The following is a 14,130-nucleotide window of genomic DNA, read 5'->3' as shown; positions in this document are numbered from 1 at the left end:
ATCGCGATGTCAATAAGTTTCTTCATATTTGTGACAGTCGGAGAAGAATTTCTTCACCACGCGGCCTCGGTAACGTTGAGCCGTTATGGGGATGAGCTCGGATCTCGTCGTGATGGGCGCCGGACCGTCGGGGCTGGCAGCCGCCTGGCGGGCGGCCCGGCGCGGGCTGTCGGTGACCGTGCTGGAGCGGGCCGACCACGTCGGCGGGCTGTCGGCGAGCTTCGAGGTCTCCGGCGTCCGGGTGGACCACGGCAGCCACCGCCTGCACCCCGCCACCCCGCCGCACCTCCTGGCAGACCTGCGCGGGCTCCTCGGTGACGACCTCCAGCGACGGTCCCGCAACGGACGCCTGAGGATCGCAGACCGCTACGTGGGTTTCCCGCTGAAACCCGCGGAACTGGCGAAACGATTGCCTCCGGGGCTGCTGGCGGGGGTGGCCCGCGACGCGCTGACGGCCCCCCTGAGAGGGGCGGGCCGCGGCGGCACCTACGCCGGGGCGCTCAGGGCGAGCCTGGGCCCCGCCCTCTACGAGGCGCTCTACGCGCCGTACGCGCTCAAGCTGTGGGGGCTGCCCGGCGAGGAGATCGACGGGGACCAGGCGCGCAGGAGGGTCACCGCCGACAGCCCGTGGAAGATCGTGCGCCGGATCCTCCGGGGACGGTCCAGCGGGCAGGGGAAGATCTTCTACTACCCCCGCCGCGGCTTCGGCCAGATCGCCGACGCGCTCGCCGACGCGGCCGCCGCCGCCGGAGCGGACATCCGCCTCGGTACGGCCTGCACGCGGATCGAGCCCGCGGCCGGAGCCGTCGTCCTGCACACCTCACCGGGACCGGGACCGGGTCGTGGATCGGGGCCCGGGGCCGGTGGAGGGGCCGTATCCCGGGACCCCGCGCCGGACGCGGATCCCACGGCGGAGGCCCGGCTGACCGCCGGGCACGTGTTCTCCACCATCCCGATGCCCGCTCTGGCGCGGCTGGTGGAGCCCGGTCCCGCCCCGGAGGTCGCCGAGGCGGCCGGGCGGTTGCGGTTCCGGGCGATGGTGCTGGTCTACGCGGTGCACGAGGGCGGGCGGTGGACGCCGTTCGACGCGCACTACCTGCCGGGCCCCGAAACGCCGGTGACGCGGATCTCCGAGCCCGCCAACTACCGGACCAGCGCCGACGATCCCGGCGACCGCACCGTGCTCTGCTTCGAGATCCCCTGTGCGGCGGGCGACGAGATCTGGGCCACCGGCGACTTCTCCGGCGTCGTCCACGAGACCCTGGCCCGCTCCGGGCTCCCGCCGGTCGACCTGGCCGGGGTGGTCGTACGGCGGGTGCCATACGTCTATCCGATCTACGCGACCGGCTACGCCGAGCACCTGGCCGGCCTGGACGCCTGGGCCGGGACGATCCCGGACGTGACCACCTTCGGTCGCCTCGGCCTGTTCGCCCACGACAACACCCACCACGCCATGGCCATGGGCTACGACGCCGTCGACTCCCTCACCGAGACGGGCTGGGACGGCTCCGCCTGGCGGGCCGCCCGCGGGCGCTTCGCCGGACACGTCGTCGAGGACTGACCCCGGCGAGACCCGTGAGGTCCGCGAGGCGGATCGCCTTCCGGGTCATCCGCCCGCGGGCGGTGATTCCTTCAGCACGAGGTCGAGCAGGCCGGGGAACGCCTCGTCGAACTCGGGCCGGCGCAGCCGGTTGACCCGGCGTGGACCGGCGTCGCGCTGCTCGATGAGACCCGCCTGGCGCAGCACCGCGAAGTGGTGGCTCCGGGTCGCCTTGCCGACCGGCAGGTCGAAGGTGCCGCAGGCGCGTGTCCAGTCGGGCTCCCCGGCGAGCTCGCACAGGATCGCCCGGCGCACCGGATCGGCGACCGCGTCCAGGGCGGCCTGCAGGGGGACGTCCGCCGGATGGACGTGGGTCAGGTTCCGGGCCCGCGCAGATCCCGGCGGGCCGTCCGCGTCTGACGGGCCGTCCGATGCTGATCGTGCGCTCATGTGATCGACCTCCGTCGAACAGTTTAGACGTCGTGGATGCCGCGTGCCTCATGCCCGGCCGCGGGCGTGAGGGGGCGGGGAAGCGGGCCGTGACCGGCGGATGGGCCTGAGCGGTGTTCCGGCCCGTGCGGACTCTCGCCCGACCTGTCGGCACGGGCCCTACGTCACCGGACGGAACCGTACGTCAGCCGTCGCAGCGCGGCCTCGGCCGGTCCCCTTCGCCCCCCGGGGGCGAGCAGCGCGGCGAGCAGCACGGTGGTCGACCAGGTGACCACGGCGATGCCGGACGCGGCGGCGTCGCCGACGTGGGCACCGAGGCCGCCCGCGTACGGTGCGAACACCGCGACGAATATCACCGACTGGAGCAGGTAGCAGGTGAGTGACCACTGGCCGCACGCGGCGAGGGCGGTGGTCACCCACCCGGTGGTCATGGAACGCCGGCCGTTCCTGCGGTGCATCCGCTCCACGATCAGCCCGATCAGCGCCGCGTACCCGAGGCCACCGGCGATGCCGGTCAGGCTGTGGAGCACGTACGCGGGCACGGAGATCGCGGCTGCGGGGGTCCAGAGCCGCGTGTCGACGAGCATCAAGGGGAGCCCGCCGACGATCGCGAGGCCCACGCCGATGGTCGCGATCCGGGAGAGCAGCGCTCGGTGCGGGCCCGGCTCGTCCAGCAGGCGGCGGCGTGCCGCCCAGATCCCGAGGAGGAAGGCCGGCACGACGCTCACGGCGAAGTAGGTGGGCGTCATCGCGGACCAGCCGATCAGCCGCATCACGGTCGCCTCGAGCGGGTCGGCCGTCGCGGCGGGCGTGTCACCCTTCTCGGCGAATACCGTGAGCAGCCCGAACAGGGCGAGCACGATGACGTGCAGGACCAGTCCGACGCCGGCGGCCCACAGCACGGCGCGGTCAGTACGCCGGATGAATCCGACGAGAACGAGCCCGACCAGGCCGTACGCGCCCAGGATGTCGCCGAAGAACAGCAGCAGCGCGTGGCAGAACCCGAACGCCAGCAGCCACAGGCTCCGGGCTCGTAGCACCCGCCGTATCTGCGGCCAGCTCCTGCCCGCGGCGGACTGCCGGTTCGTGAGCTGTACCAGTCCGTAGCCGAACAGGGCGGCGAACATCGGGAGTGCGCGCCCGTCCACCAGCAGGATCTGAATCCCGGCCACCACCCGGTCGACGGGGCCTCCGTCCAGGGCGTAGCCGCGGAAGCCCGGCTGGTGGCCGGACAGGTACATGTGCGCGTGGGCCAGCGCGATGAGCAGCAGCATGAGCCCCCGCGCGAGATCGGGGGCCAGGGATCGCTGAGCGAGCGGTACGGCCCGCTGCGCAGAGGCCGGTGGGGCGATGGACATGGAAATCCCCTAGAATTAGATACACGAATGTAGCTTGTATCTAAAATAAGCTACAAGCTTGTAGCTAAACAAGGGGCGATTGTGGGCGATCTCAACGGGCGGACCCGGCGGCGCGGCGAAGAGTTGACCAACGCGATTTACACCGCGGTGCTGGAAGAGGTGGCGGAGGTCGGGGTCGGACGCCTGACCATGGACGGCATCGGCAGGCGAGCCGCGACGGCCCGGACCACGCTGTACCGCCGCTGGTCCGACCCCGTCGAGGTGCTCCTGGACGCGCTCTACCACATGCACCCCGTAGAGGAACCGACCCCCGGAGCGGACGACCTGCGCGGCGATCTGATCCGGGCCCTTCAACTCATGGTCACGTGGGCACTCAGCCCGGCAGGTCGCGCGGTCGCGGCCATCCTCACCGACCCCAAGGGCGCGCCACAGGTTTCCGAGGCGCTGTTCGAAAGGGTCTTCGCCAATCGGGGCGGCACTTTCACCAGCACCGTGCTCCGGCATTACGCCGAACGTGGTCACTTCCCCGCCGACCTGCTCACTCCGGTCGTGGTCGACATAGGCGAAGCCCTCGTCACCAAGCGACTGCTCGACACCGGAAGGCCCCTCGCTGCCGCCGAGCTGGAAGCCATCGTCGACCAGGCCATCCTGCCCGCGATCGGACTCGGCAGGAGCCGTGCCCCTGGGATCTGAGTCCGGGGGACGGCCGCCGCCCCCCGGGCACCTGCGCCGCCAGTTCGCCTACGGCATTGAGGAAGGCGGCACCTGGGGCGAGTTGAGCTCGCGGTGGACGGCGGGGACGACCTTGCGGAGGTAGGGGCCCAGCTTGACGAAGGACTCGCCGGAGGCGCGGAAGGCGTAGCGGATCGGGACCTCGTGGTAGCGGTAGCCCTTGGCCAGCAGGTCCAGGGTGATGACCTGGGCGTAGTTGTAGTCGTGGATCACTTCGGCGGCGCGGGCCGCGGAGGGGGAGAAGGCGCGGTAGCCGCTCTGCCCGTCGGTGACGTCGTGCCTGGTCATCCAGCGGACCCAGACGGTCAGCACGCGGTTGCCGAAGCGGCGGTGCGCCAGCATCCGCTCGATGGTCCCGGCGAACCGGGAGCCCACCACGTAGTCGGCCTCGCCGGTCAGGACCGGGCCCGCGACCTGCTCGATGTCCTCGGGGAAGTACTCCAGGTCGGCGTCCAGGTAGACGACCGCCGCCGGGGCCAGCCGTACCGCCTCCGCCAGCCCCCGCCGCACCGCGGCCCCCAGCCCGAGGTTCCCCGGCTGGGACACGACCGTCGCCCCCGCCTCCCGCGCGAGCGGGACCGAGGCGTCCGTGGACCCGTCGTCCACCACGATCGTGACCACCCGCCGCCCGGCGACCGAGGCCGGCAGCCGCCTGACCACCTCCCCGACGGTCGCCTCCTCGTTGTGGACCGGGATGAACGCGACGACCGGCGCGTCCGGGGGGACGGGCAGGGGGACCGGCCGGGCGGGAAGCACCCGGGGCAGCCTGAGCCTGGTGGGAGTCACGGGCACGACACCTCCGAGCTGCCGGGCAGGGACACGTGCAGCGCGGCCCAAGACCTCGGCGAACCGCCCTGACCAGGGAGGACGCGGGCATGGGGTCCTCACTGGAAGCTTTGCGCCTCAGCTTAGTGAGGTTAGGCTGCCTTTAGTGAGTTAGAGGAAAGGGCAGGGGGGTCGTCCATCGTGACCGGGGCCTCCGGGTTCATCGGCCGGATGCTGACCCGGATGCTTGTCGATTCGGGTGAGAAGGCCGTCGGCATCGACCGCGTTCCCCAGCCTCCGCGGCTGGGGCTGACAGTGCTGACCGCCGACCGCCACGACGCCGTCCGCCGCCAGGTCGCCGCCCGCCCCCTGCTGGAGGTGGCGTGAGGGACATCCCGCCCGCCGGAACCGCCGCCACGGGTCCCCCCCGCCCCGGCACGGCGAGTCTCCCGCCCGATCCGCCGGGGCGCCCCGTCCCGGCAGCGGGGACGGTCCTGGTGGCGGTCGTCGGTACGGTGGCCGCCCTCCTCGGCATCGGGGTGCGGGCACGGTTCGGCGCGCACGTGGCGGTGGACGAGCCGCAGTACCTGCTGACCGCATTGTCGATCTTCGAGGACCTCGACCTCGACATCACCGACGAGCTGGACGAGGGCCGCTGGATGCCGTGGGCGGGGACCGACGCCCTGCCGGTGCAGACCGAGGTGCTCCCCGGCGGCACGCAGATCAGCCCGCACGATCCGCTGCTGCCGATCCTGCTGGCCGTACCGATGGGGCTCGGGGGCTGGATCGCGGCCAAGGCCGTCATGGCGCTCATGGCCGGGGCGCTCGCCGCGCTGACCCTGTGGACGGCGGTGCGCCGGTTCGCCGTCCCCGCGAGACTCGCCACGGTGGGGGTGCTCCTCGCCTCGGCCGCCGCCCCCCTCGCGGTCTACGGCCAGCAGGTCTATCCGGAGATCCCGGCCGCGCTGGCCACCCTCGCGGCGGTGGCCGTCCTGGCCGGGCCCGCCTTCGCCGGAGCGGCCCCGCCGACCGGCCGCCCGCCCGCCACGGGACCGCGTGCCGTCGCGGTGTTCGGCCTGACGGTCACCGCGCTGCCGTGGTTGTCGGTCAAATACGCCCCGGTGGCCGCCGCGCTCGCGATCCTCGGCCTGTGGCGGCTGCGGGCCGATCGCCGCCGGCTCCTGGGCCTCACCGCCGGGTTCGCCGTCATGGGCGCCGTCTACCTGGGGATCCACCGCCTCGTCTGGGGCGGCTGGACCGTCTACGCCAGCGGCGACCACTTCCAGGAGTCCGGCGAGTTCGGCGTGATGGGCTTCGCCCCCGACTACGCGGGCCGGGCCGTACGGCTGGTCGGGCTGATGGTCGACAGGGGGTACGGCCTGGCGGCCTGGCAGCCCGCGTGGCTGCTGCTCCTGCCCGCCGCCGGCTTCGCGCTCCGGCGCCCGCGCCCGTACGGCGCGGTGCTGCTGCTCCCGCTGGCCGCCGGGTGGCTGACCGCCACCTTCGTCGCGCTGACCATGCACGGCTACTGGTGGCCGGGCCGCCAGACCGTCGTGGTGCTGCCGCCGGCCGTGCTGCTCATCCTGGTCCTGCTGGCCGGCGGGCCGGGGTGGCTCCGCCGGGCCGGGTTCGGGCTCGGCGTGGCCGGGCTGGCCGACTACGCGTGGCTGCTGGCCGACGGGTACGCCCGGAGGGTCACATGGGTGAGCGGCTTCGGACAGGCGGGCTCCCCGCTCCACCGGCTCCTGGGAAACCTCCTGCCCGACTACCGGCTCGGCTGGACCGGCTTCTGGCCGCTCCACCTGGCCTGGGTGCTCGCGTCCGTCCTGCTGGTCGCGTACGGCACGCCGTATCTCTCCTCTCGCGTGATCTCCCGGACACAGAAATGCCGGACACCGGACTAAGGAAGAACTCCCATGTCGCTGCGTAAGCTGGTCGCCACCGCTCTCGTCCCACTGGCGCTGCTCGCGTCCGCCTGCGGCGGCGACGGCGGAGACGGTCAGAGCTTCGGCGACGACTCCCTGGTGATCTACTCGGGGCGCAACAAGAACCTCGTCGGCCCGCTGATCGACAAGCTGAGGACCGCCACCGGCCTGGACGTCCAGGTCCGCTACGGCGATAGCGCGGAGCTGGCCGCGCAGATCCTCGAAGAGGGCGCGGACAGCCGGGCGGACGTGTTCTTCTCCCAGGACGCCGGGGCGCTCGGGGCGCTGAGCAAGCACCGGATGCTCGCGCCGGTGCCCCCGGAGCTGCTGGACCGGGTCGCGGCCAGATACCGCGGCTCGGAGGGGACGTGGGTGGGGGTCTCCGGCCGCTCCCGCGTCATCGTCTACGACCCCCGCACGGTCGCCGCCCCGCCCAAGAGCGTCTTCGAGCTGACCGGCCCCAAGTGGAAGGACAAGGTCGGCTGGTCCCCGACCAACGCGTCGTTCCAGTCCTTCGTCACCGCGCTGCGGGTGGTCGCCGGCGAGGACAGGGCCAGGCAGTGGCTCGAGGCGATGAAGGCCAACGGCACCAGGTCCTACCCGAACAACGTGGAGATCCTCAACGCCGTGGACGACGGCAAGCTCCAGCTCGGCCTGATCAACCACTACTACTGGTACGAGAAGGTGGCCGAGAACGGGCCGAACGGCGTGCCGTCCAAGCTCGCCTACCTGCCGGGCGGCGACCCGGGGGCACTGGTCAACGTGGCGGGCGTGGGCATGCTGAAGGGCACCGAGCACGGCGAGGCCGCCAGGAAGGCGATGGACTACCTCCTCGGCGCCGACGCCCAGAAGTACTTCGCCGACACCACCAAGGAGTATCCGCTCATCACCGGGGTGCCGGCCGCCCCCGGGCTGCCCCCGTTCGACTCGCTCAAGGGCCCCGAGGTGGACCTGTCCAAGCTCGACTCGCTGGAGCAGACCATCACCATGCTGCAAGACGTGGGCCTGGTCTAGATGTCGGTCCGCCGGATCCCCGCGGGACTGCTGACGCCCGCCGCCGTGACGGCGGCGCTGGCGCTGCTGCCGGTGGGCTACCTGGTGGTGCGCTCGGCCGAGGGCGGCCTCGACGGCGTGGCCAGGACGCTGCTGCGGGCCAGGACGCTGGAGCTGGCCCTGCGCAGCCTGGGACTGGCGGCCGTGGTGACCGCGCTGTGCGTGGCCATCGGGATCTCGCTGGCCTGGCTGGTGATCAGGAGCGACCTGCCGGGACGCGGCTTCTTCGGCATCCTGGCCGCGCTGCCGCTCGCCGTGCCGTCCTACGTCGCCGCCTACACGTGGGTGGCCGCGGTCGACCTGGAGGGTTTCACCGGGTCGGTGCTGGTGCTCACGCTCTGCAGCTACCCCTACGTCTACCTTCCGGTGGCCGCCGCGCTCAGCAGGATGGATCCGGCGACGGAGGAGGTCGCGCTCTCCCTGGGGCGCGGCCGGTCCGGCGTCGTCCTCCGCCAGCTACGGCCCTCGGCCGCGGCGGGGGCGCTACTGGTCGCGATGTACGTGCTCGCCGAGTTCGGTGCGGTGGCGATCATGCGCTTCGACGTGTTCACCACGCAGATCTACACCTCCTACCGGGCGGGCTTCAACCGCACCCCGGCGGCGGTGCTCGGGCTGCTGCTGGTGCTGATCACACTCCTGATCGTGGTGGCGGAGTCCCGCAGCCGGGGCAGGGCCTCCTACGCCATGCGGGGCAACCCGGCGCGCAGGCCCCCGGTCATCCGGCTGCGCGCAGGGACCAGGGCGTTCGCGCTGGCCTGGGCCACCGCGCTCGCCGGCCTCGCGGTCGGCTTCCCCCTGGCCGGCATCGGCTACTGGCTGCTCAACGGCTCCTCGGCCAGGGTCGACCTGGGAGAGCTGTCCGGGGCGGTGGGCGCCACGCTGGGCGTCGCGGCGGCGGGCGCGCTGCTCACCACGGCGCTGGCCGTACCGGTCGGGATCATCGCGGCGCGTTACCGCGGCCGTACGGCGACCTTCCTGGAGCAGTCCACCTACGTGGGGCATTCGCTGCCCGGCATCGTCATGGCGCTGTCGTTGGTGTTCTTCGCCGTGCGCTACGTCCCGGCCGTCTACCAGCGCTCCCCGCTGCTGGTGGTCGCCTACGCCGTGCTGTTCATGCCCGCCGCGGTCGGCGCGGTGCGGGCCTCGGTCCTCCAGTCGCCGCCGGTGCTGGAGGAGGTCGCCCGGTCGCTGGGCCGCACCCCGCTGCAGGCCGTCCGCGCCGTCACCCTCCCGCTCGCCCTGCCCGGCGTGCTCGCGGGGGCCGCTCTGGTGTTCCTCACCGCGATGAAGGAACTGCCCGCCACCCTGCTGCTCCGGCCGACCGGCATGGAGACCCTCGCGACCCAGCTGTGGGCGGAGACCGGTTCGGGCGCCTACGCCGCCGCCGCGCCGTACGCCGCCCTGCTCATGCTTCTGGCGGCCGTCCCCGGTTTCCTCCTGGGCCGCCGATCCCTCAAGGAGACGTCTTGAGACTGACCGTCACGGACGTGACCAAGGCCTTCGGCGGCACGCAGGTGCTGCGCGGCGCGTCGCTGACCGTGGAGGAGGGCGACCTCGCCGCGGTGCTCGGCCCGTCCGGCTGCGGCAAGACCACGCTGCTGCGCATCGTCGCGGGTTTCGAGAGCCTCGACTCGGGGTCGGTGGCGATCGGCGAGCGCGAGGTGTCCGGGCTGCCGCCCGAGCGGCGCAAGGTCGGGATCGTGCCGCAGGAGGCGGCGCTCTTCCCGCACCTGTCGGTGGCGCGCAACGTCGGCTTCGGGCTGCCGCGCGGGTCCTCCGAACGTGTCGAGGAGTGCCTGGAGCTGGTCGGCCTGGCCGGGTTCGGCGACCGCATGCCGCACCAGATCTCCGGCGGCCAGCAGCAGCGGGTGGCCCTCGCCCGCGCCCTCGCCCCGCACCCGGGCGTGGTCCTGCTGGACGAGCCGTTCAACGCCCTGGACCGCTCGCTCCGGGTGAGCGTCCGCGACGAGGTGCGGGCGGCGCTGAAACGGGCCGGGGCGACCGCGGTGCTCGTCACGCACGACCAGGAGGAGGCGCTGTCCATGGCCGACACCGTCGCGGTCATGCGCGAGGGCCGGATCGTCCAGGAGGGCACCCCCGCCTCGGTCTACGCGGCCCCGCGAGACCTGGGCGTGGCCACGTTCGTGGGGGAGGCGGTGGTGCTCGCCGCCACCGCCGACCACGGCGTCGCCTCCTGCGTGCTCGGCGACCTGCCGCAGCGGGCCAACGGGGTCGCGGGGAAGGGCCGGGTCGCGCTCCGGCCCGAGCAGTTCGTGCTCCGCGAGCCGGGGGAGGGCGTCGGCGGGCTGGTCGAGCGGGTGGAGTTCTTCGGGCACGACGCCGCGATCACGGTCGCGCTGGAGCCGGGGACCATGATCCGGGCCCGTACGCGCGGCGACGTGCCGCACCGCCCCGGCGACCGCGTGGGCGTCACGGTCGAGGGGCCGGTGCTGTTCTTCCCCGAGTGAGCCCCCTCCGGTCTTCTCCGAGTGCCCCCCTCCTGCCGCTGCGAGGCTGTGACCAGCGACTTTGTCGATCTATGTGGGCATTCCGCCCGCCCTGAGGCGTTCTTCTCCCCGCTGAGATGGGAATGGCTACAGAGCCGAGACCTGACTGACAGCCCGGAGACGACAGTGGACGGATGGACGTTCGAAGGCCAGCCCGGAGCACTGGGCGACACCACGGTGACCCTGGTGGAGGGCGGGTCCTTCTGCGTGTGCGCGCGCGGTGGCGACATCGTGCCAGGAGGGGCGCAGGGCGTCTACCATGCCGACACCCGGCTGCTGTCGCGCTGGGAGCTGAGGGTGGACGACGCGCCGGTGGAGGCTCTCCGGGTGCTCACGGGCGAGCCGTACCACGCGACGTTCGTCGGCCGGGCGGGGCCGCGGCCGGGGCGGGCGGAGAGCAGCCTGCTGGTGATCAGGGACCGCTACGTCGGGGGCGGCCTCCGCGAGGACCTGACCCTGCGCAACCTGTCCGACGAACCGGCCGGATGCGTGGTCGACATCCACGTCAGCTCGGACGTGGCCGACCTGTTCGAGGTGAAGGCCGGCCGGGTCCGCTACGTGCCCGACGTGGAGATGACCCCCGACAGGTCGGGCCTGCTGGTCTTCTCCGCCAGCCGCTCGCGCGGCGCCCGGGTGGTGGGCGAGCCCACGCCGTTCGCCGTACCGGGCATGCTCATCTTCCGGGTCGTCGTGCCCGCGCGCGGCGAATGGACCGTCAGCCTGCAGGTCAACCCGATCCTGGAGGGGGAGGAGTCGCCCGCCTGGTTCTCCACCCACCACCCGGTGGAGCACGCCGAACCCGCCAGGCGCCGCGCCGACTGGGCGCGCCTCAGCCCCAGCCTCAGCACTCCCGACCGCACCCTCTCCCAGGTCCTGCACCGCTCCAGGGAGGACCTCGGGGCGCTGCGGCTGTTCGAGCCCGACAGACCCGACGAACCACCCAGCATCGCCGCGGGCGCGCCGTGGTTCATGACCCTGTTCGGCCGCGACTCGCTGCTGACCTCGTGGATGGCGCTGCCGCTGGACCAGACCCTGGCGCTCGGCACCGTCCGCCGCCTGGCCCGGCTGCAGGGCAGGATCGACGACCCGCTCACCGAGGAGGAGCCCGGGAAGATCCTGCACGAGCTCCGCTTCGGCGTGCAGACCGGCGCCTCGCCGCACGGCGGCCTCGCCTACTACGGCTCGGTCGACTCCACCCCGCTGTTCGTGATGCTCCTGGGCGAGCTGCGCCGGTGGGGAGTGCACGGGGAGGCGGTCGAGGAGCTGATGCCGAACGTCGACGACGCCCTCGCCTGGATAACCCGGTCGGCCGACCCGTTCCTGTTCTACCGCCGCAAGACCGACCACGGCCTGGTCAACCAGGGCTGGAAGGACTCCTTCGACGGCGTCAACTTCGCCGACGGCGCGCTGGCCCGCCCGCCCATCGCGCTGGCCGAGGTCCAGGGATACGTCTACGCCGCCTACACCGCGCGCGCCCACTTCGCCCACGAGGCCGGTGACCAGGGGCTGGAGGAGCACTGGGCCGACCAGGCGACGCGGATCCGGGAGGCGTTCAACGAGCGCTTCTGGCTGTCCGACCGGGGGTACTACGCCATCGGCCTCGACGGCAGGGGACGCCCCATCGACAGCCTCGCCTCCAACATGGGGCACTGCCTGTGGACCGGCATCGTCGACGAGGACAAGGCCGAGGCCGTCGCCGCGCACCTGCTCTCACCGGAGATGTTCACCGGGTACGGCGTGCGCACCCTGGCCTCCGGCATGGGTGCCTACAACCCGATGAGCTACCACAACGGCTCGGTCTGGCCGCACGACAACGCCATCATCGCCGCCGGTCTGATGCGCTACGGCTTCACGGAGGAGGCGCGGCGCATCGCGTTCGGCCTGCTGGAGGCGGCCGAGGTCTTCGGCTGGCGGCTGCCGGAGCTGTTCTGCGGGTTCGGCAGGGACGAGTTCGCCTGGCCGGTGCCCTATCCCACCTCCTGCTCCCCGCAGGCCTGGGCCGCCGCGACCCCCATCCAGCTCGTCCGCTCCCTGCTCCGCTTCGACCCGTGGGTCCCGCGCGGCCAGATCTGGGTGGCTCCCGTCGGGCTGGACAACCTGCGGATCACCGGGATCCCGATCGCCGGGGCCCGGATCGACCTTGAGGTCGCCGACGGCGGCGTCTCCGTCACCGGGGTGCCCGAGGGGATCACCGTGCACTCCGAACCACGCCATCCCATGAGGGCGGCCCTCCACCGGGTCTCCTGACGCCCACGCCTCCCGAGCCCCGGGTCTCCCGACACCCGGGTCTCCTGACACCCACGTCTCCTGAGCCCCGGGTCCGACATCCGGGTCTCCTGACACCCACGTCTCCTGAGCCCCGGGTCCGACATCCGGGTCTCCTGACACCCACGGCCTCTCCCGGCCGTCGCATCCCCTGCCCCCCTTGCTCGGTTAGCTCGGACGTTCCAGGCAGGCCGCACGGCCATAGGTGAGGTTGACATGATCGCTGAAGCAGGCGTTTCCGGATGGCGCGACGGGTTGCGCATCGTGATGATCGCTCCCCCCTGGTACGACGTACCGCCCCACGGGTACGGAGGCATCGAGTCGATGATGGCCGAGCTCGTCGCCGGCCTGTCCCGGCGCGGGCACGACGTCACCCTCATCGGGGCGGGCCGGGCCGGGACGTCCGCGCGGTTCCTGCCCACCTACGTCCCGGCGCCCTCCGCGCGGATCGGCGAGTCGATGCCCGAGGTGCTGCACGCGGCCATGGCGCACGACATCGTCTCCGGCCTCGACGCCGACATCGTCCACGACCATTCGCTGGCCGGGCCGCTGACCGCGGCCGCGCGGAGCGTACCGACCCTTGTCACCTGTCACGGGGAGGTGGACGGCGAGCTCGGCGAGTACTACCGGGTGCTCTACGACACCGTGTCGATGGTCGGCATCTCCGAGGCCCAGCGGCGGATCGCCCCGGACCTGAACTGGGCCGGAGTGGTCTACAACGCCGTCGAGACGGACTCCTTCCCCTTCCGGGAGGACAAGGAGGACTGGGTGCTGTGGCTGGGCAGGTTCAACGAGGACAAGGGCGCGCATCTGGCCATCGACGTCGCCCGGGAGGCCGGACGGCGGATCCTGCTCGCGGGCAAGCTCACCGAGCAGATGGAGCACGACTACTTCGAGGAGCACATCAGGCCCCGGCTCGGCCCCGACGCCGAGTATGTCGGCGAGGCCGACGCCTCCCGCAAGCGCGAGCTGCTGTCGGCGGCCCGCTGCCTGGTCTTCCCGATCACCTGGGAGGAGCCGTTCGGCATGGTCATGATCGAGGCCATGGCGTGCGGCACCCCCGTGGTCGCCCTCGACCGGGGGGCCGTGCCCGAGGTGGTCGTGGACGGGGTCACCGGGTTCGTCCGGAGCCATGCCGGGGAGCTGCCCGAGGCCGTCGAGGCGGCCGGCACGCTCGACCCGCACGCCTGCCGCGCGCACGTGCGGAGCCGCTTCGACGCCGAGGTGATGACCGCGGAGTACGAGAAGATCTACCGCCGGGTGATCAGCGGTCTCGCCGACCCCACGGAGGGAAGCATGAGCCTGGCACTGCCCGCCAACTGATGGCCCGTCACCGAAGCCTGGACGGGTGATCGATTTCCTGGGACGCCCCCGTCGGGCCGGCTGCTTCCGCCGCCACGACGTGGTCGCCCGCCGCGAGCGCCGACTCCGCCAGCGCGCGCCCGAAACCGCGGGACGCGCCAGTGATGATCCAGGTCTGTGTCGTCACGGCGGGAACGCTATGGCTTCGAGCGCGCTCGAACGCAAACCCGGGC

Annotated in this window: 13 protein-coding genes; 9 read left to right on the top strand and 4 right to left on the bottom strand. The window is 72.5% G+C overall.

What is annotated here, in order from left to right; translation table 11 throughout:
• The first annotated feature begins 91 nt into the window (after nucleotides 1-91).
• The gene (locus SROS_RS39245; RefSeq protein ID WP_148269351.1) at nucleotides 92-1,561 is read left to right on the top strand and encodes a protoporphyrinogen/coproporphyrinogen oxidase; all 1,470 of its coding nucleotides are present in this window, start codon (nucleotides 92-94) and stop codon (nucleotides 1,559-1,561) included.
• A gap of 45 nt (nucleotides 1,562-1,606) precedes the next feature.
• Here SROS_RS39245 and SROS_RS39240 read toward each other — a convergent pair whose 3' ends face one another.
• On the bottom strand, nucleotides 1,607-1,990 hold the full coding sequence (locus SROS_RS39240) for an ArsR/SmtB family transcription factor (protein ID WP_012894521.1): 384 nt from the start codon (nucleotides 1,988-1,990) through the stop codon (nucleotides 1,607-1,609).
• Between the two features lie 164 nt (nucleotides 1,991-2,154).
• Nucleotides 2,155-3,348: a DUF418 domain-containing protein gene (locus tag SROS_RS39235; RefSeq protein WP_012894520.1), complete on the bottom strand. Its 1,194-nt coding sequence runs from the start codon at nucleotides 3,346-3,348 to the stop codon at nucleotides 2,155-2,157.
• An 81-nt stretch (nucleotides 3,349-3,429) separates the two neighbouring features.
• Here SROS_RS39235 and SROS_RS39230 point away from each other — a divergent pair, with 81 nt between their 5' ends.
• Nucleotides 3,430-4,041 (top strand): TetR/AcrR family transcriptional regulator, encoded by a 612-nt coding sequence (locus SROS_RS39230; RefSeq protein ID WP_012894519.1) that lies wholly within the window; start codon nucleotides 3,430-3,432, stop codon nucleotides 4,039-4,041.
• 48 nt (nucleotides 4,042-4,089) lie between these two features.
• On the opposite strand, the gene SROS_RS39225 is transcribed toward SROS_RS39230, so the two are convergent.
• Complete coding sequence (locus SROS_RS39225) at nucleotides 4,090-4,866, bottom strand: glycosyltransferase family 2 protein (RefSeq protein ID WP_218919755.1); 777 nt, start codon at nucleotides 4,864-4,866, stop codon at nucleotides 4,090-4,092.
• A 180-nt stretch (nucleotides 4,867-5,046) separates the two neighbouring features.
• On the opposite strand from SROS_RS39225, the gene SROS_RS39220 reads away from it, so the two are divergent.
• From SROS_RS39220 to SROS_RS39190, 7 genes are all read left to right on the top strand, one after another.
• Nucleotides 5,047-5,232: an NAD-dependent epimerase/dehydratase family protein gene (locus SROS_RS39220; RefSeq protein WP_012894517.1), complete on the top strand. Its 186-nt coding sequence runs from the start codon at nucleotides 5,047-5,049 to the stop codon at nucleotides 5,230-5,232.
• A 110-nt stretch (nucleotides 5,233-5,342) separates the two neighbouring features.
• Nucleotides 5,343-6,749 (top strand): hypothetical protein, encoded by a 1,407-nt coding sequence (locus SROS_RS39215; protein ID WP_043653852.1) that lies wholly within the window; start codon nucleotides 5,343-5,345, stop codon nucleotides 6,747-6,749.
• 12 nt (nucleotides 6,750-6,761) lie between these two features.
• On the top strand, nucleotides 6,762-7,784 hold the full coding sequence (locus SROS_RS39210) for an iron ABC transporter substrate-binding protein (protein WP_012894515.1): 1,023 nt from the start codon (nucleotides 6,762-6,764) through the stop codon (nucleotides 7,782-7,784).
• Nucleotides 7,785-9,293 carry an ABC transporter permease gene (locus tag SROS_RS39205; protein WP_012894514.1) on the top strand — a complete coding sequence of 503 codons (1,509 nt, stop codon included), beginning with the start codon at nucleotides 7,785-7,787 and terminating at the stop codon, nucleotides 9,291-9,293.
• The gene (locus SROS_RS39200) at nucleotides 9,290-10,291 is read left to right on the top strand and encodes an ABC transporter ATP-binding protein (RefSeq protein WP_012894513.1); all 1,002 of its coding nucleotides are present in this window, start codon (nucleotides 9,290-9,292) and stop codon (nucleotides 10,289-10,291) included. Before SROS_RS39205 ends, SROS_RS39200 begins: the two co-directional genes overlap by 4 nt.
• 165 nt (nucleotides 10,292-10,456) lie before the next feature.
• Nucleotides 10,457-12,577, top strand: a complete 2,121-nt coding sequence (locus tag SROS_RS39195) for an amylo-alpha-1,6-glucosidase (RefSeq protein WP_012894512.1) — start codon at nucleotides 10,457-10,459, stop codon at nucleotides 12,575-12,577.
• A gap of 234 nt (nucleotides 12,578-12,811) precedes the next feature.
• Nucleotides 12,812-13,918 (top strand): glycosyltransferase family 4 protein, encoded by a 1,107-nt coding sequence (locus tag SROS_RS39190; protein WP_012894511.1) that lies wholly within the window; start codon nucleotides 12,812-12,814, stop codon nucleotides 13,916-13,918.
• 7 nt (nucleotides 13,919-13,925) lie between these two features.
• Here SROS_RS39190 and SROS_RS53545 read toward each other — a convergent pair whose 3' ends face one another.
• Nucleotides 13,926-14,084, bottom strand: a complete 159-nt coding sequence (locus SROS_RS53545) for a hypothetical protein (protein ID WP_245564441.1) — start codon at nucleotides 14,082-14,084, stop codon at nucleotides 13,926-13,928.
• Between the last annotated feature and the right edge of the window lie 46 nt (nucleotides 14,085-14,130).

Origin of the sequence: Streptosporangium roseum DSM 43021 (assembly GCF_000024865.1) — a bacterium.
Taxonomy (GTDB): domain Bacteria; phylum Actinomycetota; class Actinomycetes; order Streptosporangiales; family Streptosporangiaceae; genus Streptosporangium; species Streptosporangium roseum.
Note: the sequence above shows the minus strand (reverse complement) of the source record. Positions and strands in the feature narration are given on the sequence as shown.

What these genes read in the sequence shown, in the direction of transcription:
- SROS_RS39245 (WP_148269351.1), top strand. Translation starts at nt 92, where the DNA reads ATGAGCTCGGATCTCGTCGTGATGGGCGCCGGACCGTCGGGGCTGGCA.
- SROS_RS39240 (WP_012894521.1), bottom strand. Translation starts at nt 1,990, where the DNA reads ATGAGCGCACGATCAGCATCGGACGGCCCGTCAGACGCGGACGGCCCG.
- SROS_RS39235 (WP_012894520.1), bottom strand. Translation starts at nt 3,348, where the DNA reads ATGTCCATCGCCCCACCGGCCTCTGCGCAGCGGGCCGTACCGCTCGCT.
- SROS_RS39210 (WP_012894515.1), top strand. Translation starts at nt 6,762, where the DNA reads ATGTCGCTGCGTAAGCTGGTCGCCACCGCTCTCGTCCCACTGGCGCTG.
- SROS_RS39205 (WP_012894514.1), top strand. Translation starts at nt 7,785, where the DNA reads ATGTCGGTCCGCCGGATCCCCGCGGGACTGCTGACGCCCGCCGCCGTG.
- SROS_RS39190 (WP_012894511.1), top strand. Translation starts at nt 12,812, where the DNA reads ATGATCGCTGAAGCAGGCGTTTCCGGATGGCGCGACGGGTTGCGCATC.